Raw genomic sequence first — 25,476 nt, forward strand, 5'->3', positions numbered from 1 at the left:
GACCAGTTTTCCGGAATTTAGAGCGCAGCGCCCTCTCGCCAGCGACGTTGCCGCCGTCGATGGAGCGGGTTATACGCAGACCAATCGGAACGGTCAACAGCGGAATTCGAAAAAAATCAATTTTTGCGAAAAAAAATTCATAGATGGCATTATTCTCAATTATTACAGATAGTTATGCTTTCACCGATCACGCGACGGGTGACCTTCAACGAGAATTCCTGCAGATAGACCGCCAGCTGCCGCAATCAGCGCCATGCCCTGAAATTCATCAGCCAAGCCCTGCCTCTCTGCAAGCCGCATGGATTGAAACATCTGGACCATTAGGATGGCGCCGGACGCCCCTATTGGATGCCCACGGGCCAGACCGCCCCCCAGCGGGTTTAGAATCCGTGGGTCGACCGCCAATGTTTGAGCGGTGATCATTGCCTGGACAGCATAAGCTTCATGGATCTCGATTGCCGACAATTGTTCGATGCTCTTGCCCGTTTGAGCCAGAAGGTCTCGCGCGAGGCCGATCGGAACCAGTGCCGGATCGGCGGGATCGCCGCCGCGGCTTCCAGCTGCCATAATTTGAAGACCGGGCATCTGGAGGTCTCTGGCGAGGTCGTCACTGACCAACAGTACAGCCGCCGCAGCATCTGCTTCACAGGCGATTGTTCCGGCAGTCAGACCAATTGATTGATTTCCTGCGAGGACGGGGGCGCGCAGCGCTGTTCGGCTCGTAAGGCCGCGTGTAAAACTGTCAGTCTTTAGACCGCTGCCCGGACAATCCACCAGTCTCGCGCCAATGCTAGCGGCCGCAGCACGCGCTTTATCATGAGAACCAACGGCAAACTCCGCCTGAGTAGTCCGGCAAAGTTTATATTGGCCCGCAAGCGCGGCTGCGGCTTCTGTCAGGTCCGGATCGGAAAACGGAGGCGGCGCAAAAGGCGGGCGGCTATAGGCGACCGGCTCAGACACTGGCGCAAGGGGCCGATGCAGTCGCAGGGGTGCCCGGCTAAAACTCTCCGTACCTCCGGCTAAAACACAATCGGCAGCGCCCGATTCGATCAACCGGGCCGCCATGATGATCGCGTCCAGGCCGGAGCAGCATTGAGTATCGAGAGTTAAAGCGGGACCGGTTTCAGGTAATCCGGCACGAAGCGCGGCCATACGCGCCGGGTTGCCCCCAGCATACAGCGCATTTCCCAGAAGAACGTGGTCTACTGATGTGTGATCAAGGCCTGCGTCTTCAACAAGTTTGTCGAGGACTGGTGCTGCCAATTCATCGGCCTGAAGGTGACTGAGGCTGCCCCCCCTTGGGGCGACCGGAGTTCTACGTGCTGCAATGACAACGGCGCGGCGCGTCATAAGGCCTGGCTTTCCATCTGCCGGACCTCTGACTGTCCGCCGTCTAGACTGTCCTTTATCGCGGGAATGTCGGGTTTGCCGCCCGCGGTCAGAGGCAGTTTATCTCTGATGTGAAACCGCTTCGGACATTTGGCACGCCCAACACGTGCCCTGCAATGATCCGCCAGCGCGCGTTCAGGGTCTTCAAGAGTTGTTTTGAGTTCAACAACAGCTTCGAGCCTTTGACCACGCAATGAATCATCAAGACCCAAGACAACTGCCCCAGAAATATCCGGATGCTGGAGAAGGGCCGCTTCAATCTCTTCCGGATAGACATTCAGCCCAGAGGTAATGACCATCCGGTTCCCACGTCCGGATAAATACAAAAAACCATCCTCATCCAGAAAACCGTGATCTCCAAAGGTCAGCCAGCCGTCTTGCCACTTTGTTTCCGGCGCAGTGCCGCAAATATAGTCCCTGAAAAGAAGAGGGCTTTTCACCCAAACCGGTCCGGATACCCCGGCCGCTGCTGGATCAGCCGGATCACCAATGGCCGCTTCAACACCATCCGCCGGGCGTCCGACAGATCCAAGTGGCGTGTTTTCGCCGCTACGGGCAAAACTGATGAAACTTGTTTCAGACGCGCCGTAGAACTCTACCAACCTGGCATACGGGAACACTTTTCTAAGCGTGGCGCGGGCCTCTCCGGACCATTTGGCGCCGCTGCAAAAGACCAGGGGAACGCACTCCAGCGGCCCCGTCCTGCGCGCGGCTTCAACAATTAGCTGCAGTTGGGTCGGTGTTGCATAGAGCGCCGCGCCGCCGCCATCTGCCTGCAATTCGGCAAGAACCGTTCGCGGATCAAACCGCGGCATTAGCGTTACCGAGATCCCTCGATGAAGCCCATGCGCCGCGCCATAAAGATGGAGGGAATGGCTCACACCACCAGCAAGGACAATCCGGCGCGGGTGTATTTGGTCAAAATCAACATCACTCAGCCGGAAACTTTCCAGCCACGAGCGGTGCGACCTCACATACCCTTTTGGAAGGCCCGTCGAACCGGATGTGAAGCCGGCATAAAAATCGGAGCCTTCTGTTGGCGGAGTTTTTGGTTTAGGTGCCTTGGTCGGATCATTCGTGTCGGCCGCTTTTTGATTTTTTTGCCAGAGCGCCTGATATTCAGCGTCATCAATACAGAGGGTCGGCTGTGTTGCTGCGATCAACTCCTGAATTCGCGGCTTTGGCCAAGAAACCTCCATAATCATGGCAATCCGGCCAGCCCGCGCACAGGCAAAAAAACAAACGAGAGTTGCGGCGGGATCTGAAAGAAGAAGTGCCACGCGCGCGCCAGGCACAGTCTGCGCCAGGACAGCGGCCTCAAGCTTTTGGACCGCGTCAAAAAATCCGTTCCACGTCAAATTGGTGGACGCGCATTTCAGCGCGGCACTGTTCGGATGGTGCCACGCTGAAGTTTCCAGGTGTTCGCCGATATAGGCCATCCGGCGCTGGATCCCAAAGATCCCAGTGTTAAGACCGTGACAGGACTGCGCCTGGCAAACCACGTGCAATTGTCTGAGCAACGACGGCAGTAATCGCCACCTTGATCAAGTCGCCAGGAATGTAGACGGCGCTGCCCAAGGCCGCTTTAGCCAAAGACAAACCGGTCATGATCGAAATACCTGGAATGCCGAAGGCGTAGACAACCAGAATCCCGCCAACGGCCGCAGCGACTGCGGAGGACACCAGCATGCTGGAATTGGGTGTTGCGCGCATGATCAGTCCGGCAACAAACGCCCCAACCGGCCAGCCGATCAGGAAGCCGACGGACGGGCCGGCAAAAACCCCAAGACCGCCACGGCCACCAGCCAGGAATGGCGCGCCCAGCGCAACGAGGAACAGAAACAGAAGGACCGCAAGGCCGCCGCGGACCGGACCAAGCATCACGCCGGCGAGCATGACGCCGAGCGTTTGCGCAGTGATCGGAACACCACCAAGAAACGGAATTGCGACCGGCGGCAACAAACCAAGCGCCGCGATCAAAGCTGCATAAAAAGCAATGTGAACCAGAGAACGATCTGCCATGGGAGTTTTTACCTTCTTTCTCGACTTCGTTGTTTCATTGTTCAAGAACCCAGCACCCACATTTGCCCGGCTCCATTCCCTTTTCAGCTGGCCCATTGTCTTTGAATGATTGCGGCCTGCTAAATTTCTCCACACCCGTCAGCGGGGCGCCATTCCTTCCGATCCGCCCCGGGCTGCCAAAGCTTCGGACACATTGTCCGACATCTTAAGCGCCTGCAGCGCAAAAGGTGCAATCAACCGCCAAGATGTCTTTTGCCCGGTTCTCGCCTGGAAGGCTTCCCGCAACATCCCGAAAATCTCGATCAGGTGCGGCGCAAAGCGCAAAACCAGGGTCACCCCAAGTGCCGGCTTGCGGGCGGAAAACCCGAGCCACTCAAGCGGCCGGAAGAGCGGCATCACCGCAGCAAGCATATCATCCATACGCGTTGTCATCGAGACAAAGCTGGCCGCAAGCACCATAACGCAAAGCCGCAAAACAGCAGCGATGCCTTCCATAACCGTCCCAGACAACCAATGCAGCGCCAGAATAGCCGCCAGAAAGATCGAAAGCCCCTTGAGCAGCCGCAGCCGGTCGACACCGCCCCGCCCCAAGGACACATAGGCAGCGAGCACAGCTGCAAAACAGACCAGAAACACCCAGATGGTCTGGGTCTTGAACAACAAAAGACTGCCAATTGCCACTACAAGCAGCTTCAGCCCGGCAGGCAGGCGGTGCGCCCAACTTTGACCAGATAGGTAGACCGACATCATATTGCGGCCACCTCCATAAAGGTTCCGGACCGGCGTTCGATATCAGCCTGGTAAGCAGCAATCACCTTTGCAGCCGGACCATCCATCCTGACGCGACCGTCTTCCAGCCACAGTATCCGGTCAAACCCTTGAAGCAGGCTTATGTTGTGACTGACCATAACAATGCGCTGCGGCAGTGACATGAGCTTGTCAAAAATCCGGCGCGACGCAAGGGCATCCAGGCTTGTCATTGGTTCGTCCAGGACCAGGACACCGGGATTCATCACCAGAACCGCCAGAATACAAATCAGCTGCTTTTGTCCACCGGACAACTCGGCAAAGGGCATGGCGGCAAGGCCGCTGCAGCCATGCTGATCGAGAAATTCCAATGCTTGCGTCTGGGCTTCCTGTTTGGTGGCACCGAGCTGGGTTAGGCCGAAAGCAATTTCTTCTTCGACAGTTGGAAAAATTGCCTGATGATCCGGGTTTTGAAAGACAAAGCCGACATGGCGCGGCAGTTCGCTGCGCACGTCTGTTGCTTCGGCGCCAAACAACGTCACGCGGCCGCTGTCAGCCAAATGGAGCCCATTCAACAAACGCACAAAACTGCTTTTGCCAGACCCATTCAGACCAATCACCCCAATGCGGTGTTCATCAAGCGTCAGGCTGAGATCACGCAGGATCTCCCGGCCACCCAGCGTCAATCCGGCTTGATCGAACCGGGCATAGGGCGACGCGGTTGGATTGCAGGCTCCAGCAATTTTATCTTGTTTTTTTGAGCGCCAAAGCACCATCGGTTCCTGCCACGCACTAGCCGAGCGGCTGATATATTGCCGCTACGTTTGCGCCGCTTATCGTCTGGAACGCTATTGATGTCAAAACATCCACATCGATTCGGATGCAAACATCGCCGCTTTGACTAAGCCCTCCCCCTATAACAAGGCAGGTCGTTACCCCACAGGACGAGTAAGGTCCGGCGGCTCAGAAAACTCAGCAATTGTCGCTTTTATCCGCTCAAGTGCCCAGCGGAACCGCTCGTCGCTCTCTTCTGATCCGAAAGTGATGCGGATGTAGGGTGCAGGTTTTTGTCCTTTGGTTTGGAAATACCGGGCGGACAGCACCGAGATATCCTGATGCGACAGCGCGGCTTGAAGCGCATCGGGATCAACATCCGGTGGCAGAGCCAACCAGCCAAAGACCTTGTGACTGCCGCTTTGTAGGAAATGCGGTTCTAGAATCTTGCGGGCCATTTCAAACCGGACACTGTTAGCCCGCCGCTTTACACGCAAAGCCTTCGCCAGCTGACCTTCGCGGACCCAGCCCGAAATCAGCTCGGCCGTGATTGGCGATGCCATCCAGGTACTTTCACCGATTTTGTTTCGGATGGAAGCGCCGAAGGGTGCAGGAACGTGAACAAAACCGATCCGGCTGCCCGGAGAACAGACTTTTGAAATACTGGCAATGGAAGCGGTCCGCTCCGGCGCCAATGCGCCAAAAGCCGGCAAAGTTTCGGTGAGAAACGGAGTGTAGGGATCGTCTTCTATGATCTTCAGATCGTGCGCCCTTGCCACATCGACCAGGGCATTGCGCTCTTCGCAGGACATGGTGTGGGTTGTCGGGTTTTGCATATTGGGCATCAAAAAGACGCCCTTCACGAGGTGCAGGCTGGCTGCTTGCGCCAGGGCGTCCGGATCCATCGCCCCAAGACCTCCATCAGCCCGCTGCAAGGCAGGCACAGGAACAGCCTTCAAGCCGAGCGCTGCCAAGGAACTGAATATCGATGGATAGGTGAACTGATCGACCGCAACGGCATCGCCGGGCAGAAACAGCGCCTGACACGTAACCTGGATCCCGTGCTGAGCACCGCAAGTGACGGCGACCCGGTCCGGATCGGCATCCAGCCCATAGTCCTTAAACACCAAGACCCCGGTTTCCCGGTGCGCCATTAGCCCTTCCGACGGTACAAACCCATTGAGACGCTCAATCCCGTGCGTTTTCGCCATGCGAACCAACCCATCCGACAGGCTGGGATTGAGATGCGGATAGGCGAAATTGCGCGCTAAGTCACAACTGTCCGGTTCGCCTTCTTTCGGGATCAATGGCGAAATCTTCTGACTTTCCGGCGCCACATAAGTGCCGCGTCCTGTTTCACCTTTGACCAGCCGGCGGCGCTCCGCTTCGGCGTATGCTCGAGTCACCGTGCCCAGCGTTATGCCAAGTTGATAGGCAAGCTCGCGTTGCGGCGGCAGGCGGTCTCCTCGGGCCAAACTGCCCGCCAGAATATCCGCCTCCAGCGCATCGGCAATTGCCAGGTAAATCGGCCCAGAAGCCGTATCAATCGCAGGAACCCACATTGTCATGAGAACAATGTTATCATTGACCCATACATTTTTTCAAGTCAGTGGTTGTTTTGAGTACTTTGTATCGATTGTATCGAAATTGAATGAGTCCCTGATGGATATCGCCACCTTAACGGCCTTCGCCCTGTTTATCATCGTTATGACCGGCACGCCCGGCCCCGGAAACCTGACCTTCCTGGCCATTGGTGCCGCGGCTGGCTACCGTTCTGCATTCCCGGTTATTGTCGCATCACAAATCGGTTCGCTACCGCTAAAACTGAGTGTTGCGTATGGCCTTGGTCATGTGATGGCCAGTGGCGGGCCGATTGTATTGGCCTTCAAAGTCCTCAGCATGGCCTATATGACCTACCTTGCCTGGCGGATTGTGTCGTTGAGCGTAAAACCCAAAGGAGAAGTCTCTTTGCCCAGTTTCTGGGAGGGCCTTTTGATCCACCCGCTCAGTCCGAAGACTTGGGCCATGAACATGGTTGCCTTCACAACCTTTCTTGCTGGCAATGGTCTCAGCGTTCATGAAAATGCGATCATTCTGACCACCGGATTTGTACTCGGCGGGCTCGTGTTTCACTCTCTTTGGGCCCTGGCTGGGGTATCCATTCTGGCGATCGTCGGCGAAGGCCGTTTGATGCGGGCGATCACTGTGTTGATGGCCTTTACAATGCTCGCGGCGACCATTTGGGCGTTGATGCTGTAGTGTTCAGATCTTTGACTTGTCGGAGTCAACGGGAGCATAATCCAGTGTTACTCCGTCTGTCAGCTGAGGACTTAACTGCCTCGCGGACAGCTGGAGCATCTGAAGCCGATTGTTCGATATAGCAGAGACAATTCCAGTCGATTTTCAACGCTTCAAACGCCAAGTCCCGAAAAACTGCCAATTTATTGCGATCTGCACACATGCTCAAATACAGCTCTTCTGTCAGGTGTAGCTGAGGAACATTCAGTTGGGTCGCAAGCCTTGGTTCCAAACTCTTATTGCCGTTCCCGCAGTTTTTTTAACAGCGATAATGGCCACTGCAGACACTCGCACTCCAACGATCATTTTGGCGACAAACTACCCGCCGTTCGATATTGAGGAACCGGCAGATGGCCTGCACGGCTTTGATCATGAAGTCACAATGGAAGTCTTCAAACGCCAGAACGTAGATGCCAAAATCGTCTTTGTTCCGTGGTCACGCGCAGTCCATGAAACGGAAATCGGAAATCATCCCGGTTTGCTCACCTGCGCCCGCACCGAAGACCGGGCAAAACACTATCTTTTTAGCGACCCTATAAGCCAGGAAGCTTATGGAATATATTATCAAAACGGTTTTCCAGTAGATGAGATCATCGATATACCTGATCTTGCTGGCTACAGCGTTGCCTCTGTTTTGGAGTACGCACCGAATGCCACTCTGACAGACAATGGCGCAGTTCTTGTCGACATTCCCTCCGATGAAACAGGCTTCAAAATGCTGGAGCTCAGCCGTGTCGATTTTGTTTACACCGGCAAGGCAGCCGGGGACTACCTAATCAAGCAGCTCGGACTAAGAAATAAGTTTGCATTCAAGCCTTTTGTTGTCTGGGATTATCATCTTTGTTTTTCCCGCAAACACCCGCACTCAACCGAATTGAGGCAACGGTTTAATACCGGGCTGGCTGCAATCAAGGCCGATCAGACCTACACACGCATCCACGCCAAGTATCGCTAATCCAAGCCGCCTGACACCACCCCTGCGGGCATGTGCACCATCGGTTTTTGAGCCTTTACCGCCTCAGCCGGTCTATTTCCTGGTGCCATTTGTCTTCGAAACTGAGGCGCGCGCGGACGTCTGGTTCAAAGCCGATATCGCGGCGCAGGTCCGGCGGCAGGTCACAAATCTGGACCAGCTTCCGCCGCCCGGCCCAACTCGGTCCGAGGAGACTTTGAATAAGTCCGGTTAATACATTTTTCCTGTTTCCCTGGTCTTTCACAGGGATTGAATCTGCTCTAGGCATAGCTCAACTCGTTTTTTGAATTGCATTTGTACAATCAATATTGTTCCTCCATCATTGATTGACCAATGAAAAGACGATAGGCATGCATAAGGAGTATTTATGTATGGCACAGTCCCTTCCCCCTCTGCCCGCAATCCGGGCCTTTGAAGCCGTCAGCCGGCACCTGAGCTTCACCAAGGCAGGTGAGGAACTGGGCATGACCCAGGCAGCGGTCAGCTACCAGATCAAGCTTCTGGAAGAAAAACTCGGTTTTGCCGTGTTTGAACGGAAACCCCGCAAGATAGAACTGACGGCCAAAGGAGCGCAGCTTGCAGAAGGGGTTGTAGACGGTTTTGAAAGATTACGGACTGCGTTCGAGGATGTGCGCGGTACCCATGCAAACGAGCTGGTGATCAACAGCAACACGACCTTTGCAATGAACTGGCTGGGGTCACGTCTGTTTGAGTTCCAGATGCAAAACCCGGATCTGGCGGTCAGGATCGTTCCCTACGGGCCGTGGGAAAAACCAACCTTTGACTGTGCCGATGTGACAATATCGGCCTGTTTTCCGCCCCCGGAAGGTTCTGTCACCCTGCCGCTGGTCAAAGCTGAATTTACACCGCTGGTCGCGCCGGAACTTGCGGCCAGCATCGGCGGTATTCACACGCTAGAAGATCTTCTCAAAATACCGATCATCGATCCCGGCGATCCCTGGTGGCTCATGTGGTTCGCTGCTGCTGGAATGCCCGATCCCGATCTGAGCCGCTGGCCGGAATCCCGTATGGGATCTCAGGCGCTGGAGGCCAACCGGGCGCTGGCCGGGCAGGGGGCTGCGATCCTTACCCCCTATTTTTGCCGCGATGCCCTGCAGTCCGGACGGCTGATTCAGCCGTTTGAGCTGGTCTGCGAACACCCGAATGAATCTTGGTTGCTCAGTTATCCGCCGCAAAACAAAAACAGCCGGAAAATCCGGCTGTTCTGCGATTGGGTGGTCGCGGAGCTGAAAAAGGACGGACTTGCGCTTCCGGCAGGATCAGACGGACTGGCGGCGTAGCACCTACTCCTCTTGAATGAGGGAGGCCCTAAAGAACAGAAATATTCTTTTCTTCCAGCGCCGCCACCAGATCCTTGACCCTGTCAGCGTTGTCATTTGCACACGCGCCGTCGCGGTTCCAAAGACTGTTTTCAAATCCGATCCGTGCCTTGCCGCCCTTTTGAATGGCATGCACCAAACATTCTGTTTCCCGATGGCCGAAGGCACAAACCGCCCATTCGATCCTGTTGCCGTTGCGGCGGGCGTCCAGCAATTCCAGAAAAGGTTCCAAGTCCTCCGGCGTGCTTTGCTGATTGTCTGAATACCGGCCGAGGACGAGCAAAATCTGATGCCCATTTCCGGGAATGACGCCGCTTTCGACCAGATCAAAAAACCGGTCGAGATCCTCCGGACTATAAAGGATGTGCTGCACCGTACAGCCGTCCCTCAATACCTCTTCGTAAAAGGCTGCAGCGGCATCTGTGTTGTCATCCGGAATCATTTCTCGAACCGCGATCGAAACAAACGATGGCTTGACCGTCCGCACCAACTGCCGTTGCTCATCCGGCGTATATTTCCCGACGGCTTCTGTAGTGATTTGAACCTGCATATGCGGCGCAGCCGCTGCCAGCTCTGACAGCAATTCTTGATACCGGTCCGCGTCCAGAACATGGCCTCCGCTGTCATCACGGACATGCGCATGAATGGCGCCGGCGCCGGCCTTAAAACAAGCGACCGCAGTATCCACAGTATCCCGGATGGACATCGGCAAAGCCTGGTGATCGGCCTTCGTCCGGCGCGCACCATTTGGCGCCACCATGATCAATGGCAGCGGAGCCACTTGTTTCTCTAGTCTCATGATCAGAAAACTGCCTTGAACGCTGTTTGAAGTTTGTCAGTGATTTCGGAGATGTGGCTGTCGTCGATGATAAACGGCGGAGCCAGCAAGATGTGATCTCCGTTGACCCCGTCAATCGTACCGCCCATCGGATAACAGATCAGTCCGGCTTCAAAGGCCGCCTTCTTGAGCGCTTTGTTGATGCCACGCTTCGGATCGAAGGGGGCTTTTGATCCCCGATCTTCAACCAGTTCAATTCCCCGGAACAGTCCGCGTCCCCGGACGTCGCCGACATGGGGGTGCTGACCGAAAGCGTCTTTCAGTGCAGCATCCAGTTTGTCGCCGAGCGGTGCGACACCGGCGGCAACTCCACCGGTTAGTTTTTTCAAGACAGCGACAGCAGCGGCACAGGCTGTCGGATGGCCGATGTAGGTATGGCCGTGCTGGAAAAACCCGGTTCCATTCTCAATCGCTTCATAGATTTCTGAGGTACACAGCATGGCTCCGATTGGCTGGTAGCCAGCTCCAAGCCCCTTGGCGATGGTCAGGATGTCCGGAGCGATCCCGTCCTGTTCACACGCAAACAGTGTCCCGGTCCGGCCCATGCCGCACATGACTTCGTCCAGGATCAGAAGGATACCGTAGTGGTCGCAGATCTCACGGATCCGTTTGAAATAGCCTTCGACAGGAGCCACGGCCCCTGCCGTTGCGCCGACAACAGGTTCGGCGACAAAGGCCATGACATTTTCCGCGCCCAAACGCTGGATTTCGGTCTCCAGTTCATTGGCAACCCGTCGACCGTACTCATACGCTGTTTCGTCGTCTTGCCGGCCCCGGTACTCAAAACACGGAGAAATGTGAGATGTTTCAATCATCAACGGCGAAAATGGCTCCCGCCGCCATTGATTGCCGCCGGTCGCCAGCGCGCCGAGCGTATTGCCATGATAACTTTGGCGGCGGGCGATGACCCGGTGCCGGGAAGTCTCCCCCTTCTCCAGAAAATACTGACGCGCCAGCTTGAGCGCGGCCTCTACGGCTTCGGACCCCCCGGAAACAAAATAGACCCGGTCGAGATCGCCTGGCGCATGCTCAATCAATAAGTCAGCAAGCTGTTCGGCAGGTTCCGAGGTGAAAAAACCTGTGTGGGCAAATGCGATCTGATCCACTTGCCCCTTGATCGCCGCGATCACATCCGGATCGTTGTGACCGAGGCACGACACTGCGGCTCCACCAGAACCGTCAAAATACTTTTTGCCTGAATTGTCAGTGATGTAACAGCCTTCTCCACGCACTGCGATGGGCGGCTTGGCTTTGGTATGACGGGGAAAAACGTGAGACATTCTGGGGCACCTGACCAACAAAAGGCGCGCTGATAGAAAGCGCTTGTGACATTTGTATCAGAAATACATAGTGATTGAAACATTTGTTTCTAACGCCGGTTAACCACGTCTTTCATTAAAATTTTAATCAAATGCCCGGTAATTTTGCGGGTGGGGGACAGACATACATAAGATTGCAAGGCTGTTTGTTATGCGTCAGCGTTTTTTGGCCTGGACTGTTTTTTTGGGCTTGTCCGCCGTTTTGGTGGGCTGCGGCTCGGTTGCCGGTGTCACCGGATTGGGCTGGGCGACCGGCTCCCACAACTCCATCCACTACGACGATTCATCGTGGTGTGTTCCGCGCAAGCTGAAAAAAGTGTTGAATAAAGTCGCCAAACGGTACGGCAAGGTGACCGTGCATTCCACCAAACGCTGGTGGCTAGAAAACTGGTGGAAGGGGGGCGCCAAGGATTCCTACCATCTGAATTGTCAGGCGGTTGATTTCTCAGTTGGCGGCAATCCGTCGTCTGTGATCGCTTTTCTAAAGTCCCAACCGTCTGTTGGCGGTTACAAACACTATTCCTCAGGCCACTATCACATCGACACTGGTCCACGCCGGACCTGGTGAACGGTTCTGGCCTTCGCCCTGCCGTTTCCTCTATGCCTCGTAGGCATTTGCATTGACAGCACTTGCCGCTGTCCCGGCCTTGAGCCGGGACCACAATGCAATAGACCCCGGCTCAGGGCCGGGGAAGCCGTAGGTTTGAAAAGGCCGCAGCTTTTGCCTTATTTCAGCTCGCCCAACTCTAGAGCCATTTCCCAGGCCACAGCATCAAAGCCAATGAAGTTCTTAGACTCGCCTTCGACAATCGGCCGTTTGATCACAGACGGATTGTCGATCATCACTTCGAGCGCGCTTTTGGCATCCGTAACACCGTCCTGGGTTGCCTCATCAAGGCGCCGCCAGGTCGTGCCGCGTTTGTTCAAAACCGCGTCCCAGCCAAATTCACCAACAAAATTTGCCAGTTTGTCGGCGTCGACTCCCTCCTTCTTGTAGTCATGGAACGTGTAGTCCACACCCGCTTCTTCCAGGAATTTCCGCGCTTTTTTGACCGTATCGCAATTCTTGATGCCGTAGACCTTCATAGATCTCCATCCTGTAGCTGTTTGTTTGGCGGCACCTTTGCCTTTTGGCCGCACGGTTTCAAGGCTGCACGTCGACAATCCACGAACCGGTCACCATCTGCCTTGACGAAGGCGCTGCAAGCTGCACTCAATTGCAAACAATTTGCCGTTCACATCATCAGGCACCGATACAGGCATCCAAGTTCGTGACCGATTCTACTGCACTTTCAAAGCTGTCTCGAACAGTCAAAGCAGTATCCCGGCCCAGGCCCGGACAGGGAAACTGGCGTCAGAGGCTGAGGCTTTGGAGCGGTCTGATCCTGTTTTTGTTTTGCCTCAGCCATTTTTCCAATCACGCGTTGGGCATTGTCTCCGTCAATGCGATGGAGAAGGCCTCCCTTTGGCACTACTGGATTTGGCGCGGTCCAATAGGCGAGACAGTTCTTCTCATCGCCGCATTAACCCACGTCGTGCTAGCATTCTGGCGCACATTTAAACGGCGGACGTTAAAAATGCCGCCCTGGGAATTCACTCAGCTGGTTCTGGGCCTCTACATTCCCTGGACGCTGATCCCCCATGTGATTGTCACCATGGGACTGGCCAAACAAACGGGCTTCATTCCGAACTATCACCAGATGCTCACCATTCTTTGGCCGATGAACGCGTTCATGCAAGGCATTCTTCTGTTGGTGGTGTGGACCCATGCGATGATCGGGCTGCATTTCTGGCTGCGCCTTTATCCTATTTATCATCGGGTCAAATACGTGGCGCTTGCTGCGGCCATTGCCTGGCCGGTTCTAGCCTTGTGGGGGTTTGTCGAAGGGGCGCGGCGCCTCGCCTTGGCCAAAGACGTCAAAGTGAAAGTCAGTCAAGATCAATGGGATTGGGTATTCGTGCTGACAGATCAAGCCCGGGCGTTTTTCTTCAGCATTGTAATTTTCAGTCTTCTGGTGATCCTGGGCCGCTATCTGGCTGGCCGGTTTTCCCGAGGTGTTTCCATTTCTTATCCAGGCGGCCTGTCCGTCAAAGCGCAGCCCGGGGCATCGCTTCTCGAAATCAGCCGGATGCACGGTGTACCACTGGCCTCCGTCTGCGGTGGGCGCGCCCGGTGTTCAACCTGCCGCGTGAAAGTGATTGAGGGCCTGGATACCCTTCCGGAACCAAGTCCAGCAGAAACTACGGTTTTGAAACGGATCGGTGTCTCCGAAGATGTCCGGCTTGCCTGCCAAATCCGGCCGGCATCAAACCTTCAGGTCCAGCCTTTGGTGGCAGTCAAATCCCAAAATGGCCGTCAAACTCATATTCAAGACGCCTATTATTGGGGAGTTGAGCAGGATGTGGTCATCATGTTCGTTGACCTCAGAAATTTCACCAGCATGACCGAAGCGCAGCTGGCGTATGATGTGGTTTTTTTGCTCAATCAGTATTTGGACCGGGTGTCAGCCGTCATCCGCGCAGAAGGCGGCCATGTCGACAAGTTCATCGGTGACGGGATCATGGCGATATTCGGCATGCAGACCGGGCCGGAAACCGGCGCGCGCCAAGCTTTGAATGCGTGCCGGCGGATTGAAAAGGTGATGCAGGCTCTAAATGATGAGAAAGGCCCGCAGTTCCGCGACGCAATCCGGCTCGGTGTCGGTCTGCATCTCGGTCAGGCCATTTTGGGGCGGATCGGCGCCGCAGGAAGCGACGGTTCACGAGGTGGATTGACGGCCCTTGGTGATGTTGTGAACACAGCCAGCCGCCTGGAAACGGAAAACAAAAGCCACGGCAGCTTCCTGGTAGTTTCCAAGGCTGTAGTTGACGCAGCTGGCGCAACGGCACCTGAGGACAGCTTGTGTGAAATCAGCGTGCGCGGCAAAGAAAAACCGCTTGAAATCTTTGCACTTCAACAAATGGATGGTTTATTGCTGCCAGGTGAAGCGGGTACGGAAATACCCGTATAAAAATTGGGGCAAGCGTGCCGAATATCTATACGCCGAAGGAAATGCTGGCGAAACTTGTGTCGTTCAATACAGTTTCAAGCCACAGCAACCTCGAACTGATTGCTTTTGTTGAAGACTATCTTTCTTCGCATGGTGTTACATCTCACAAAGTACCGGATGAAACAGGCGAAAAGGCCGCCTTGTTTGCAACGGTTGGCCCTTCGGTAGATGGCGGTATCGTTCTGTCCGCACACACCGATGTGGTGCCCGTTGAAGGTCAAAACTGGTCCTCGGATCCTTTTACCGCCCGCGAAGAAGACGGCCGACTTTATGGGCGTGGCACAGCGGATATGAAAGGCTTTGCCGCGACTGTCCTCGCAAAGGTTCCCGATTTTCTCGCCGCGAGCCTCTCAAAACCGGTCCACATCGCGTTGTCTTATGATGAAGAAGTCGGCTGTTTTGGTGCGCCGCCAATGATCAAGTCGATGCTTACCAACGGGCCTCAGCCTGCCGCTGTCATTGTTGGCGAACCAACCAACATGAAGGTTGTCACAGGACACAAGGGCATCGCGGTTCTGAAAACCCAAGTTCACGGCCATCCAGTGCACTCCAGCCAGTTGCATCGGGGTGTTTCTGCGATTTCGGCCGCCGTTAAGCTGATTTCCTGGCTTGATGACCGCACAGCGGAAAACAAAGCCAAAGCCGATCCGGAATGCCCATTCGAACCGCCCTACACCACTTTACACTGCGGAACGATCCAGGGAGGCAAAGCCCACAACATCACGGCGCAGTCCTGCGAATTCATGACCGACATCCGGCTGCTACCGGGGGAAAACATCCATGACTGGATCAAAGCCTACCAGGATTTTGCAAAAACCCATGTTTTGCCGGACATGCAAGCCATCTCAAAAGATTGCAAGATCGACATAGATGTTCTGGCCACTGTTCCGGGCCTTTCCGAAGAACGTGATGGAACCGCTGAAGAATTGGTGCGCCGTTTAACCGGCGACAATGGTCATCATGTCGTGGTTTACGCAACCGAAGGTGGTCAATTCCAAGAACACGGACTTTCGACCGTGGTTTGCGGCCCTGGGTCTATTGACCAAGCACATCAGCCGGATGAGTTCATTGAACTTGCCGAATTGGACCGCTGTACAGTTTTTCTGGACGATCTGTGTGGAAAAGTTTTGCGCTAATGGGCTAAAACCGGTTTGATGGCTTTCGCTATCGCTGCCATAATTGGGATAATTTACGATCTCAATGGCCGTAAAGAGAAACCGAAGAACAAACAGTTCATGTAAGTGCTGAATAGCAACAAAGAGGGGACTATGAAAACCAAAACCAAAATGATTGCTGCGGCCGTAGCAACATTTGGCGTGGCATCTGCCGCGCAGGCGGAAACACTGAAGTTTGCGTTTCAAGGCACGCTGAATGCCCTGGACCCGTATAGCCTCAACGAAACATTCACGCTCTCCGCACTTGGCAACACCTATGAAGGTTTGACCCGCCGCGGCGCGGACCTTCAAATCGAACCGAGCCTGGCCGAGAGCTGGGAAGTTGTTGAGCCGAACCGCTGGCGTTTCCACCTTCGTAAGGGCGTCAAGTTCCACAATGGCAATGACTTTACCGCAGCTGACGTCGCCTTCTCTGTCGACCGTGTACGCTCTGAAGGTTCCGACCTCACCACCCGCGTTCCGGGTGATGCCAAAGTCGAAATCGTCGATGACTACACTGTCGATTTTGTCCTGACCGGTCCGAACCCGATCCTGCACTATGAGTGGGATACGTTCTACATCATGGACAAGGAGTGGACCGAAGCCAACGACGCGGTCAAAGTCACGTCTGCCTCTGACACCACACCGAACTATGCTGCACTGAATGCAAACGGCACTGGCCCGTTCAAATTGGTGAGCCATGAGCCGGGTGTTAAATCCGTCTATGAAAAGAACGACGGCTGGTGGGACACTGCATCTCACAATCTGGATACAGTTGAATTCACGCCGATCGGCTCCGATGCGACACGCGTTGCAGCACTTCTGTCCGGTGAAATGGACATGGTGTATCCGATCCCGATCCAGGACATCAAACGCATCAACGACAACGACGGCACAGTTGCTCTGACCGGTCCGGAACTGCGGACTATCTTCCTTGGTATGGACCAGATGCGCGATGAGCTGCTCTATTCCGACGTCAAGGGCAAGAACCCGTTCAAGGATGATAAAGTCCGCAAAGCGTTCTACCACGCGATCAACATCGAGGCGATCAAGCAGAAGGTGATGCGCAATCTTGCAACACCATCCGCCATCATGATCTCCCCGTTCATGTTCTCCAAAGCTGGTGACTTCGAACGGTATCCGTACGACCCGCAGGCTGCCAAAGACCTTTTGGCTGAAGCCGGATATGCCGATGGCTTCTCCGTTGGCATGGACTGCCCGAACGACCGTTACGTCAACGACGAATCGATCTGTCAAGCGGTTGCTGCGATGCTGGCCCGTGTTGGCGTCAAGGTTGACCTCAATGCCCAGCCGAAAGCGAAGTACTTCGCCAAGGTTCTGGCATCCGGCGGTTTTGACACTTCGTTCTACCTGCTCGGCTGGACCCCTGGTTCCTTCGACAGTTACAACATCCTGACCAACCTGATGCATTGCCGCGACGAAGCTGGCAAAGGCTCTCCGTTTAACCTTGGCGGTTTCTGCGATCAGAACATTGATGCGTTGACCGCTAAGATCCTGGTTGAAAACGATCCGGCAAAACGCGACGACATGATCGCGGAAGCCTACAAGATCTCCCATGACAACGCCTACTACATCCCGCTGCACCAGCAGGGTCTGGCGTGGGGCGTTGCCGACAACGTTGATCTTGTCCAGCGTGCGGACAACCAGTTCCACTTCCGCTTCGTCACAAAGAAGTAAGCGGTCTAAAACAATCGAGCGCCCCCGGTACTTCCGGGGGCGTCTTTTCTTGCCAAAATGTAAAGAGCCGAAATGATAGGTTTTGCAACACGTCGTTTGTTACAAGCGATGATTGTCATGCTGGTGGTGGCCCTGCTCGCCTTCACCATGTTCCGTTATGTCGGGGATCCGGTCAATCAGATGGTCGGGATCGAGACATCAATTGAGGAACGCGAAGCATTGCGCGAGCGGCTGGGATTGAATGATCCCGTACCGGTGCAGTTCTATCGCTTCATCAGCAAAGCCGTACAATTTGATTTCGGCACATCCTATCAGTTCCGCCAGCCGGTTTCCGAGCTCTTTGCCAAGCGCATTCCAGCGACACTTGAGCTCAGTTTCGCCTCCTTTATCTTCGCTCTCATCGTGGGGATACCAATGGGCATCTATGCCGGTCTCAACCGGGAATCGCCCATCTCAAAACTTTTCTTGTCCGTTTCGCTCGTCGGAATCTCGCTGCCGACCTTCTTCATCGGTATTTTGCTGATCTTCCTGTTCTCAGTGACTTTGCAGTGGCTGCCGAGCTTTGGCCGCGGCGACGTGGTTCAGGTCGGCTCCTGGTGGACGACCGGCTTTTTGACTGTATCCGGTCTGAAAGCCCTGATCCTGCCAGCGGTAACGCTTGGCATGTACCAGATGACCTTGATCATGCGTCTGATCCGCGCCGAAATGCTGGAAGTCATCCGGACCGATTACATCAAATTCGCACGCGCACGCGGCCTGCCAGATCGGCTGGTCAACTTCCGCCACGCGTTGAAAAACACAATGGTGCCGGTGATCACCATCACAGGTCTTCAGTTGGGCGCGATCATCGCGTTCGCCACCATTACCGAAACCGTCTTCCAGTGGCCGGGCATGGGACTGATGTTCCTGCAGGCTGTTCAGAACGTCGATATCCCGATCATGTCCGCATACTTGTTGCTGACCGCATTCCTGTTCGTTGCGATCAACTTCATCGTCGACATCCTTTATTTCTTCATCGATCCGCGTCTGCGGGTCGGCCGGCCATAAGGAGACTTGAAAATGGCTGATGTCTCCAACACAAACTCCGCACCGCAAGGCCGGCTGGCGAAGATGATCGACACCGATATCTTCCACTCGTTCCTGCGCTCGAAGGTAACCGTCGTCGCAGCGTTTATGACACTGCTGCTGTTCTTGTTGGCGTTTCTCGCGCCTTGGGTCGCCCCGCACAATCCGTTCGATCTGGCAACAATATCTATTCTGGACGCCCGGGTTCCGCCGGTCTGGATGGAGTTTTCCGATCCACGCTTCCTCTTGGGAACTGATGATCAGGGCAGGGATCTCTTGTCCGGCATCTTTTATGGTATGCGCATTTCGCTGATTGTCGGCTTCTGCTCAGTTCTCGCGGCAGCCGTCATAGGCATCACAGCTGGGCTGGTTGCCGGTTACATGGGTGGCCGGGTCGATGCCATCATCATGCGGATCGCCGATGTTCAGCTCACCTTCCCGGCAATTCTGATTGCGCTTCTGATCGATGGTGTCGCCGCCGGTATCTTTGGCGGAATCGACCGCGAAGTTTTTGCGTTCTACATCCTGATCGTGGCGCTCGCCTTGTCTTTCTGGGTGCAATATGCCCGGACGGTGCGCGGTTCGACGATGGTGGAAAAGAACAAGGAATATGTGCAAGCCGCCCGGGTGATCGGTATTCCGTCGGTTATCATCATGGCCCGCCATATCCTGCCGAATGTCATGGGACCGGTTCTGGTTATCGCGACCATCAATCTGGCCCTGGCCATCGTGACCGAATCCAGCCTGTCGTTCCTCGGTGTCGGTATGCCACCCACCCAGCCGTCGCTGGGAACGCTGATCGCGATCGGCAACGACTTCCTCTACTCCGGGGAATGGTGGATTGCGATCTTCCCGGGTATTGCGCTGGCATTGCTGGTGCTCAACGTCAACCTTCTGGGCGACTGGTTGCGTGACGCCCTCAACCCGAAACTGCGCTGAGGTGCTTCCGTGAACGTCCTAGATATCAAAGACCTTCGGGTCGAGTTCCCGGGCCGCAAATCAGTCTTTGTTGCGGTTGACGGGGTCAATTTGAGCGTTGAAGCCGGCAAGATCCTTGGTGTTGTCGGAGAATCTGGCGCCGGTAAATCCACCGTCGGCAATGCGGTGATCGGCCTCCTTCAGGAGCCAGGCCATATTGCCGGTGGTGAGGTCTACCTTCACGGCGACCGGATCGACGAGCTGCCTTATAAAAAAATGCGCAAACTGCGCGGCCGCAAGATTGGCATGATCTTCCAGGATCCTCTGACCTCGCTCGATCCGCTGCAGACGGTGGAATCCCAATTGGTGGAAACCATTCGGACCCACTTGCCACTCTCGGCCAAGGAAGCCCAGCAACGCGCCATTGAGCTCATTGATGCTGTCGGCATTCCCAATCCGGCGGAACGGATCAAACAGTATCCGCATCAGTTCTCCGGCGGGATGCGTCAGCGCGTTGTGATCGCGCTGGCACTCTGCGCCGAACCGGAACTGGTGATTGCCGATGAGCCGACCACGGCACTCGACGTTTCCATTCAGGCGCAAATTCTGGAGCTGATGAAAAAGCTCTGTGCTGAACGAAATGTCGCCATGCTGGTGATCACGCACGACATGGGCGTGATTGCCGACATCACCGACCATGTCGCGGTGATGTATCATGGTGAGCTGGTGGAATACGGTGAAACCAATCAGGTCTTGGGCGCCCCAGTCCACCCCTACACACAGAGCCTGATTTCGGCCGTTCCGCGCCCGGATATCAAAGTGGAGCGCTTTCCGGTGGTCAACTACATCGAAAAGGCTGGCACACCGCAAAAGCAGATCGACATCTCTACCCATTGGCTCGGACAGTCCCGGGACTACGAAAAGGTAAGCGGTCCGCTTGTCCAGATCCGTGACCTGGAAATGCGCTTTGAAACCAAGGGATCGATTTTCCCGTCACAGCGCCAGTATTTCCATGCGGTCAAAAAAGTCAGTTTCGATATTCATGAAGGCGAAACCTTTGGCGTCGTTGGCGAAAGTGGCTCGGGCAAATCCACGATCGCACGCGTGATTACTGGCCTTTATCACCCGAGCGGCGGATCGATCCTCTTCGGCAAGACGGAATTGACGTCACTGAAGAACCAGAAAGAAATTCTGGCGATGCGCCGTCAGATGCAGATGATTTTCCAAGATCCATATTCGTCGCTGAATGCACGCATGCGGGTCCGCGATATCATCGCTGAGCCAATCAAGTTCCACAAACTGGCCTCCAGCAACACGGAAGTTCGTCAAATCGTCGATGATCTGCTTGATCACGTTGGCCTTGGATCGGCGGCGGGTCAGAAGTTCCCGCACGAGTTTTCCGGCGGTCAGCGCCAGCGGATTTCCATTGCGCGCGCACTTGCGACCCGGCCCCGGTTCCTCATTTGCGATGAACCAACGTCGGCGCTCGATGTTTCGATCCAGGCACAGATCCTCAATCTTTTGAAGGATTTGCAGGAAGAACTCGGCCTAACAATGCTGTTCATCAGCCATGATCTCGCCGTCATCCGCCAGATGTGCAACCGCATCGGCGTCATGCGCAATGGCGAATTGTGCGAAGTCGCGGACTGCGATCAGTTGTTTGAGGCTCCACAGCACGAATACACGCAGCAGCTCCTCAACTTAATGCCGTCCATGGAACTGCTATCCCGGGCCAATCTGGAAACCGCCTAACCCGGCTTTTAGCAAGCGCTGTCCCGCGACCTCGTGGGACAGCGCATCTCACCTGTAAATCACTGATTCTGAGTCTTTTTTCAGATTCGCTCGAGTCGCTCTCTTGACTCCATCAGACCCGCCGATTCCCTCTTTCCCGGCTTTCGATAGTCACAATGGAGTGGCAGCCCGGCAATTCTTGCCGGTCAGAGTCACCGGGTCATATCAGTACTTTCCTTTTACATACTGAACACCGCTATCATTCCCATTTTTTTAATATTGTTTCTTTTCTTTTAGATTATTTCACTATAATTTTCGTATATTGACCATTTATTGACCTGTTATCAAAATAATTTTCCTGCTATTATTTGACCTTACTTTTTTTTGATTTGCCTTTTCTATTTCAAAAATAACTTCCACGAATTATGACTTATTTTCTGGATAGTTCTTCTTTGACCGAAAACCGCTGTAAGGTCTTCAATATCGATAATTATGCCGATGCAATCAGCGACTTAGAGATTGAGCCGCAGCTGGTCGCATTGCTCCAGCTCTAACCGTCCCGCATTTTTATTTCCTGCTCGCCAACCCGGCAGAAGTCTTCGGGAAGAGCGCAAATAACAGGGACGAAAATGCAACAGGTCGCGGCCATGCCAACTCAAACACTCATCGTGCTCTACCGGATGTTCTTTCTCGGCGGATCAGCATGTATTTTTGTTCTGGCAGCACTGATCTCAGATTTAACACCTGCTCTCCTGCCCGGCGGCACCCCTTTGAGCGGATCTATATCCGTTCCCGTACTTTGCGCTCTGTCATGCCTGCTTGCAGCTTTATGCCTTGCGTTTTCGTTCCCAGACCCGACCGGCCGCCGGCTGAGTTCTTTGACTTTTGCTGCAAGCTGCTTGCTTCTCGGTGCTTCGCTGAGCTTCTTACCAACTGCCATCGGCACAGCTTCCTCCGATCTGCTGGCTTTCAGTGCCGCCATTATGATGATCCTGCGCGTTCTGGCGGTTTGGGTTCTGCCGCCGCGCGGTGAACGGTGTGGCACACGGGAAGCATTCGTCTCTTCCCAATTGAGCATTTTATGCTGTGGTCTTTGGCTCGCGGTTGATCCGATCCAAGCTCCCGTAGCCGGCGCTGTCTGCCTCTTGCTGTCCTGGCCCTATCTGGCCGATGGCATCAATGCCTTTGCCGACAAGGTGTATCATGAGGCTGCCAAAGCCGCCGGACTTCGCAATGTGGCGCCGGGAACCTTTACCAAAGTTGCCACCGCACGTGACATCGTCATCGACAAGGCTGCCGTTATGTCTGGCCCGACCCTGACAGTGACGAATGTGATGGCCTTCGACAATGATCCGAGAACCCTTCTGGCTGTTGCAGCCTCTGCCGAAGCCGGCTCAGACCATCCAGTGGCCCATGCGCTCCGCCAATTGGCGGAGCAGTGGCAGGTCGACCTGAAACACCCGGACCGGATAGATCCGGCCCCAGGCCTGGGTGTTGTGGCTCTGCTGGGCGGTCAAACGGTTGTTGTTGGAACAACGGATCTATTGAACAAACTCAAGATCGACAGCTTTACGGCTGATGCCATTGCCAAATCGCTTGAAGCCGATGGCAAGACGGTTCTAAGGGTTGCCGTCGGTGGACGGGTCGTTGGTGTACTTGGACTAGAAGGCACGTTGCGCCAGGATGCAGGTGTTGCCGGAATGGCCTTGCGGGCTGAAGGATTGGTGCCTTGGCTTTATAGCGGTGATAGCGAAAAGACCCGGCAGGCCCTTGCTGAAATGCTCGGCCTGGAGCCCGTTGCGGACCCCAAACCCGGCGAATCTGCTAGCGAAGCGGCCTTCCGGACATTGGAAGACCACAACCCCCTGGTTCTTACCTTGTCACAGGACAGAACGTCCTTTGAACTCAGATCCTTCCGGCCCAGTGCCTCTGATGAAACCACTCCTGAAACCACATTGCTTGCAGTCAGCAGCACCGATGATATTGGCGCTTTTCCTGCGCTCAAAGAACTTGCCATGCGGCGAACGGCATTGGCAGTTCATGCCCGTCGGTTTTTGTCCGGCCTGTCCGTTATGTGCGGCATTTGCGGTGGCCTATTGCTGCTGCCTTTGTCGGCAACACCGGTGCTCTTTGCGGTGAATCTTGCCATTTTGTGGGGTTTTGCCCGCTTCTCAGTCGCCGACAGGTCCCAGCAAGTGGTCAATAATGCTTTGATTGCTGCGAATTAACTCGCACACCTTTCAAAAACCGCTGCCCCCTTGTATCTATCGGCTTAATATCTCCGCCGTAAGAAATACAGAGGGTGAGGCGCCAAATGAGCAATACCAAAAAGCCGAATTTCCGGTCCGCTGCCTGGTTCGACAATCCAGACAATCCGGGAATGACGGCGCTCTATATTGAGCGGTATCTCAATTTTGGCATTACCCGCGAAGAACTGCAGTCCGGCAAACCGATAATCGGTATTGCGCAGACAGGCTCCGACCTCTCACCTTGCAACCGCCACCATCTGGAGCTAGCCAAACGGATCCGGGAAGGCATCCGGGACGCAGGCGGAATTGCCTTTGAATTTCCAGTCCACCCCATTCAGGAAACCGGCCGGCGGCCCACAGCGACGCTTGATCGTAATCTTGCCTATCTTGGATTGGTTGAATTACTGCACGGCTACCCGATCGACGGTGTTGTGCTGACCATTGGCTGTGACAAAACCACACCGGCCTGTTTGATGGCCGCGGCCACCGTCAATATTCCAGCCATCGCACTCTCCGTTGGTCCAATGCTCAACGGCTGGCACAAAGGTGAGCGCACCGGCTCCGGCACAATCGTTTGGAAAGCGCGGCAAATGCTGGCAGCCGGCGAGATCGATTATCCTGGTTTCATGGATCTGGTCGCATCCTCCGCACCATCTGTCGGGTATTGCAACACCATGGGCACTGCAACAACCATGAACTCACTCGCTGAAGCACTCGGCATGCAGCTTCCAGGATCTGCTGCCATTCCGGCGCCTTACCGCGAACGCGGCGGAATGTCTTATGAGACCGGACGCCGGATTGTGGAAATGGCGTATGAGGATCAAAAACCCTCAGATATCATGACCCGCCAAGCCTTTGAAAACGCGATTGTTGTCAACTCAGCCATTGGCGGATCAACAAACGCACCAATCCATTTGAATGGCATTGCCCGGCATCTTGGAATTGAACTCACCAATGATGATTGGCAGGAAATCGGTCATGATGTGCCGCTGCTGGTTAATCTACAGCCGGCCGGTGACTACCTCGGCGAGGACTATTTCCACGCCGGCGGTGTTCCAGCAGTCATTTCCGAACTGCTGCGTAATGGAAAACTGCCGCATCCTGATGTCGTTACTGCAAACGGCAAAACCATGCGGGAGAATTGCGAAGGCATCACCACCGATCTACCGGACGTCATCAAGCCGTTCGAGACCCCGATGTTGGAAAAGGCGGGGTTCCTCAATCTGAAAGGCAATCTCTTCGACAGTGCGATCATGAAAACCAGCGTGATCTCGGAGGAATTCCGCAACCGGTATCTCTCCAATCCGGATGATCCTGAAGCCTTTGAGGGCCGGGCGATCGTCTTTGAAGGACCGGAAGATTATCACGATCGGATTGACGATCCTGCGCTGGAGATCGACGAGACTTGCATGCTCTTTGTCCGTGGCACCGGACCGATCGGATATCCGGGCGGTGCGGAAGTGGTCAACATGCAGCCGCCGACGGCCCTAATCAAACGCGGCATCACCGCCTTGCCATGCATAGGCGATGGACGCCAGTCTGGCACGTCCGGCTCGCCATCCATTTTGAACGCGGCTCCGGAAGCGGCGGCTATGGGCGGGCTAGCCCTCATCAGAACCGGAGACCAGGTCCGGATTGATCTGAACAAAGGAACGGCAAATATCCTGATTTCAGATGAAGAACTCACCCAACGCCGTGCTGATCTTGAAGCAAACGGCGGTTTTCAAGTTGCCGAGAGCCAAACGCCCTGGCAGGAAATCCAGCGTGGTCTGGTTGCCCAATTCGACAAGGGTATGGTTCTGGAACCTGCGGTCAAATACCAGGATGTCGCCAACAAAGGCCTGCCGCGGGACAATCATTAGTCTGCACGCAGCCAGGTTCGCCGAGCTCACCTGATGTCTAATCAGGTGA

21 protein-coding genes are annotated in these 25,476 nt (G+C 55.0%); 12 read left to right on the forward strand and 9 right to left on the reverse strand.

Features of this window, described 5'->3' with window-relative positions; all coding sequences use genetic code 11:
* Nucleotides 1-180 precede the first annotated feature (180 nt).
* The 6 genes from FJ695_RS03690 to FJ695_RS03715 form a co-directional block, all read right to left on the reverse strand.
* Nucleotides 181-1,350 (reverse strand): thiolase family protein, encoded by a 1,170-nt coding sequence (locus FJ695_RS03690; RefSeq protein ID WP_141184181.1) that lies wholly within the window; start codon nucleotides 1,348-1,350, stop codon nucleotides 181-183.
* Complete coding sequence (locus FJ695_RS03695) at nucleotides 1,347-2,828, reverse strand: AMP-binding protein (protein ID WP_141184182.1); 1,482 nt, start codon at nucleotides 2,826-2,828, stop codon at nucleotides 1,347-1,349. Before FJ695_RS03695 ends, FJ695_RS03690 begins: the two co-directional genes overlap by 4 nt.
* 28 nt (nucleotides 2,829-2,856) lie before the next feature.
* On the reverse strand, nucleotides 2,857-3,411 hold the full coding sequence (locus FJ695_RS03700) for a biotin transporter BioY (protein ID WP_141184183.1): 555 nt from the start codon (nucleotides 3,409-3,411) through the stop codon (nucleotides 2,857-2,859).
* Nucleotides 3,412-3,549: 138 nt separating this feature from the next.
* Nucleotides 3,550-4,161: an energy-coupling factor transporter transmembrane protein EcfT gene (locus FJ695_RS03705; protein WP_141184184.1), complete on the reverse strand. Its 612-nt coding sequence runs from the start codon at nucleotides 4,159-4,161 to the stop codon at nucleotides 3,550-3,552.
* Complete coding sequence (locus FJ695_RS03710; RefSeq protein WP_141184185.1) at nucleotides 4,158-4,934, reverse strand: energy-coupling factor ABC transporter ATP-binding protein; 777 nt, start codon at nucleotides 4,932-4,934, stop codon at nucleotides 4,158-4,160. Before FJ695_RS03710 ends, FJ695_RS03705 begins: the two co-directional genes overlap by 4 nt.
* Before the next feature lie 156 nt (nucleotides 4,935-5,090).
* The gene (locus FJ695_RS03715; protein WP_209010903.1) at nucleotides 5,091-6,500 is read right to left on the reverse strand and encodes a PLP-dependent aminotransferase family protein; all 1,410 of its coding nucleotides are present in this window, start codon (nucleotides 6,498-6,500) and stop codon (nucleotides 5,091-5,093) included.
* A 94-nt stretch (nucleotides 6,501-6,594) separates the two neighbouring features.
* On the opposite strand from FJ695_RS03715, the gene FJ695_RS03720 reads away from it, so the two are divergent.
* The 3 genes from FJ695_RS03720 (at nucleotide 6,595) to FJ695_RS03730 (ending at nucleotide 9,504) form a co-directional block, all read left to right on the forward strand.
* A complete protein-coding gene (locus FJ695_RS03720; protein ID WP_141184186.1) occupies nucleotides 6,595-7,191 on the forward strand; it encodes a LysE family translocator in 597 nt (198 codons plus the stop codon).
* A 310-nt stretch (nucleotides 7,192-7,501) separates the two neighbouring features.
* Complete coding sequence (locus FJ695_RS03725; RefSeq protein WP_141184187.1) at nucleotides 7,502-8,185, forward strand: ABC transporter substrate-binding protein; 684 nt, start codon at nucleotides 7,502-7,504, stop codon at nucleotides 8,183-8,185.
* Between the two features lie 389 nt (nucleotides 8,186-8,574).
* A complete protein-coding gene (locus tag FJ695_RS03730) occupies nucleotides 8,575-9,504 on the forward strand; it encodes a LysR family transcriptional regulator (RefSeq protein WP_141184188.1) in 930 nt (309 codons plus the stop codon).
* Nucleotides 9,505-9,532: 28 nt separating this feature from the next.
* Here FJ695_RS03730 and FJ695_RS03735 read toward each other — a convergent pair whose 3' ends face one another.
* Together FJ695_RS03735 and FJ695_RS03740 are read right to left on the reverse strand one after the other, a co-directional pair.
* A complete protein-coding gene (locus FJ695_RS03735) occupies nucleotides 9,533-10,342 on the reverse strand; it encodes a 3-keto-5-aminohexanoate cleavage protein (protein ID WP_209010904.1) in 810 nt (269 codons plus the stop codon).
* Between the two features lie 2 nt (nucleotides 10,343-10,344).
* Nucleotides 10,345-11,661, reverse strand: a complete 1,317-nt coding sequence (locus tag FJ695_RS03740; protein ID WP_141184189.1) for an aspartate aminotransferase family protein — start codon at nucleotides 11,659-11,661, stop codon at nucleotides 10,345-10,347.
* A gap of 190 nt (nucleotides 11,662-11,851) precedes the next feature.
* On the opposite strand from FJ695_RS03740, the gene FJ695_RS03745 reads away from it, so the two are divergent.
* Entirely contained in the window at nucleotides 11,852-12,268 is a 417-nt protein-coding gene (locus FJ695_RS03745) for a D-Ala-D-Ala carboxypeptidase family metallohydrolase (protein ID WP_141184190.1), read from the forward strand.
* A 158-nt stretch (nucleotides 12,269-12,426) separates the two neighbouring features.
* On the opposite strand, the gene FJ695_RS03750 is transcribed toward FJ695_RS03745, so the two are convergent.
* Nucleotides 12,427-12,786, reverse strand: coding sequence for an ArsC family reductase (locus FJ695_RS03750; RefSeq protein ID WP_141184191.1), 360 nt, complete (start codon nucleotides 12,784-12,786; stop codon nucleotides 12,427-12,429).
* A gap of 491 nt (nucleotides 12,787-13,277) precedes the next feature.
* On the opposite strand from FJ695_RS03750, the gene FJ695_RS03755 reads away from it, so the two are divergent.
* From FJ695_RS03755 to FJ695_RS03790, 8 genes are all read left to right on the forward strand, one after another.
* Entirely contained in the window at nucleotides 13,278-14,711 is a 1,434-nt protein-coding gene (locus FJ695_RS03755; protein WP_209010905.1) for an adenylate/guanylate cyclase domain-containing protein, read from the forward strand.
* A gap of 14 nt (nucleotides 14,712-14,725) precedes the next feature.
* The gene (gene argE / locus FJ695_RS03760) at nucleotides 14,726-15,886 is read left to right on the forward strand and encodes an acetylornithine deacetylase (RefSeq protein WP_247653787.1); all 1,161 of its coding nucleotides are present in this window, start codon (nucleotides 14,726-14,728) and stop codon (nucleotides 15,884-15,886) included.
* A gap of 132 nt (nucleotides 15,887-16,018) precedes the next feature.
* Nucleotides 16,019-17,602, forward strand: coding sequence for an ABC transporter substrate-binding protein (locus FJ695_RS03765; RefSeq protein WP_141184192.1), 1,584 nt, complete (start codon nucleotides 16,019-16,021; stop codon nucleotides 17,600-17,602).
* A 72-nt stretch (nucleotides 17,603-17,674) separates the two neighbouring features.
* The gene (locus FJ695_RS03770) at nucleotides 17,675-18,649 is read left to right on the forward strand and encodes an ABC transporter permease (RefSeq protein WP_141184193.1); all 975 of its coding nucleotides are present in this window, start codon (nucleotides 17,675-17,677) and stop codon (nucleotides 18,647-18,649) included.
* Between the two features lie 12 nt (nucleotides 18,650-18,661).
* A complete protein-coding gene (locus tag FJ695_RS03775; protein ID WP_141184194.1) occupies nucleotides 18,662-19,606 on the forward strand; it encodes an ABC transporter permease in 945 nt (314 codons plus the stop codon).
* Between the two features lie 9 nt (nucleotides 19,607-19,615).
* Nucleotides 19,616-21,337, forward strand: coding sequence for an ABC transporter ATP-binding protein (locus FJ695_RS03780; RefSeq protein ID WP_141184195.1), 1,722 nt, complete (start codon nucleotides 19,616-19,618; stop codon nucleotides 21,335-21,337).
* Between the two features lie 626 nt (nucleotides 21,338-21,963).
* Nucleotides 21,964-23,544, forward strand: coding sequence for an HAD family hydrolase (locus tag FJ695_RS03785; protein WP_209010906.1), 1,581 nt, complete (start codon nucleotides 21,964-21,966; stop codon nucleotides 23,542-23,544).
* Nucleotides 23,545-23,630: 86 nt separating this feature from the next.
* Entirely contained in the window at nucleotides 23,631-25,427 is a 1,797-nt protein-coding gene (locus FJ695_RS03790; RefSeq protein WP_141184197.1) for an IlvD/Edd family dehydratase, read from the forward strand.
* The last annotated feature ends 49 nt before the right edge of the window (nucleotides 25,428-25,476 follow it).

This window comes from Labrenzia sp. PHM005 (genome assembly GCF_006517275.1).
In the GTDB taxonomy this organism is placed as follows: Bacteria; Pseudomonadota; Alphaproteobacteria; order Rhizobiales; family Stappiaceae; genus Roseibium.